The organism is uncultured Gimesia sp. (genome assembly GCF_937919775.1).
GTDB lineage: Bacteria > Planctomycetota > Planctomycetia > Planctomycetales > Planctomycetaceae > Gimesia.
The window spans coordinates 1-2186 of the sequence record NZ_CALFPF010000377.1 but is presented as its reverse complement, the minus strand read 5'-3'; the positions used below and the strand labels follow the sequence as shown (position 1 = coordinate 2186).

General features: G+C 48.2%; 2 protein-coding genes. Both read left to right on the top strand.

Annotation, left to right across the window (positions count from 1 at the left end; translation table 11 throughout):
* Positions 1–311 precede the first annotated feature (311 nt).
* The gene (locus Q0294_RS10320; protein WP_299464397.1) at positions 312–1043 is read left to right on the top strand and encodes a PIG-L family deacetylase; all 732 of its coding nucleotides are present in this window, start codon (positions 312–314) and stop codon (positions 1041–1043) included.
* Between the two features lie 206 nt (positions 1044–1249).
* Positions 1250–2044 carry a protein phosphatase 2C domain-containing protein gene (locus tag Q0294_RS10315; protein ID WP_299464394.1) on the top strand — a complete coding sequence of 265 codons (795 nt, stop codon included), beginning with the start codon at positions 1250–1252 and terminating at the stop codon, positions 2042–2044.
* Positions 2045–2186 lie beyond the last annotated feature (142 nt).

Here is a 2186-nt window from a genome sequence, read left to right as displayed (position 1 = left end):
ACTAAAAAAATAGCAATTTACAGAGGGTGCCATAAGCCTTCCTTATCTGTTAATCGGCAAATGGGAGTCGCTCAAGCGTGAGTTCGAGCACACTGATTATCATGATTCTGAAGATATTCCACTTTCCATCGTTGACGAATGCAGGTTGAGCACAAAGAATAGTTTTCATTGCTTTCCCAAAAATACGGCAGGAAACAGATTCCTGTACCGTTTCGTTTCACTGCCTTCATGCGTGTATTAAAAGACTGACGGCATTGAAAAAAATCATAATCATCGAGAAACTCTTTTCCGAGTGCGTATGAGAACCTAAAATGAATACAGAGCTCCCGGAACCGCTGGATGTGATCGCCGTTGGCGCACACCCTGATGATGTGGAAATTGCCTGCGGCGGAACCTTGGCAAAACTCGTTTTGCAAGGCTACCGGGTGGGAATCATCGACCTCACCGATGGGGAACCAACTCCCCTGAGTACGGGCCCTGAAGCCAGACTGAAAGAAGCACAAAAAGCGGCGGAAATTCTGGGGGTTCATGTCCGGGAGACCCTGGAACTGACCAATCGACGCCTGTTTGACAGCTTTGAAAACCGGGTCGCCTTAGCGACATTATTTCGCAAATATCGTCCGCAGGTTGTGCTGGGGCTCGCAGGCAAAACACCGATGGCCTCTCCCGATCACTGGCAGGCCATGCAGATCACCGACGCCGCCGTCTTTTATTCCCGGCTGACAAAGTGGAATGACCAGTTCAGCAATACCGAGCCGCACACGATCAAAAAGCAAATCTGGTATCCTTTGGGCTTTGGCTCTTTGAATTATCCCGAAGGAAGCGGGCAGTTTGTCGTCGATATTTCAGACACCTTAGAACAAAAACTGGCTTCCATCCGTGCTTACGAATCACAATTTCCGCCCGAGAAAAAACGGGTATTTCGGCTTGTGGAGAGCCAGAACAGCCTGCTGGGAACCAGCGCCGGCTTCGAGGCAGGCGAACTTTTCATCTGCTCGACGACACTGGGAGTGCGTGATCTTGTCCAGACGGTTTGCCCCTGAAATCGATCTGGTGCGACCCCCGTTTAACCATCGCGACATCCGTGTTCAGATACTCGATCCGAATGAACCGGGAGGTGCTCCCCTAAACCCGGATATCGGCTAAGACAGTAAAAAACAAGCAGATACGGCATTTTTAAAATTTCCATCTATGGTAAAAGATGCTATGATACTGGAAAGTAATCTGGCATTTGCCTGGCATTTGGAGAATGGGACTCCGAACTCAATCTGGTTTATCATCGGCGAACAAAACAGGCTTATTAATGGTTGGAATTCGTTACGGCACAGTCAGCATTACCGGTAATTTCCGTGAAAATAATGAGGACAATTATTACATCGATTCACTCAATAAATACTTTCTGGTTGCAGATGGTATGGGTGGGCAAAGTGCAGGCGAAAAGGCCAGCCAGTTAGCCATCGAGCTGATTCCGAAAAAACTGAATCAACTGATCGATTTTGAGAACGGCAATACAGAGCGCGTGATTCCGTCGATAGATGAAGCGGTCTCGCATGCCAATGCAGAGATTATGGCGCTCGGAGAAGTGGACCCTTCCTGTCGCAGTATGGGTACGACAATCGTTTTTGTGGTTCAGGCCGGAGAAAAGTTTTTTATCGGTGGCGTGGGAGACAGTCGTGTTTACCTGCTGCGAAATAATACTCTGCATCAACTGACTACCGATCATTCCCTGACACAGGCTTTGGTCGATGCCGGCACGATCACTCCTGAAGAAGCATTAACGCATCGATACAAAAATGTACTCTATCGCTATCTGGGCACCAAAGATGGAAGTGCGGGTACGCAAACCCGACAGTTGGACCCATTAGCCCGGGATCGGATTCTGCTCTGCTCCGATGGCGTGACCGATGGAATTTCGGACGAAAAACTGCAGGAATTTCTGGGACAGTTTGATGATCCACAGAAGACAGCCGAGGAAATAGTAAAAACGGCACAGGAAGGGGGCTCCAAAGATAACATCACCTGCATCGTTTTATTTATTGATTAACAATCTATGAATCTTCCTGTTTGAAGCGGAAAGATTCTTACCTTTCTCGGCAGACTGTTCGATTTCAGTTTTCAATCTGGCTGGTCAATGCGATTACGATCTCTTTTACCCTTCCTGCTCGCGGCCATGATGACAATCGGCG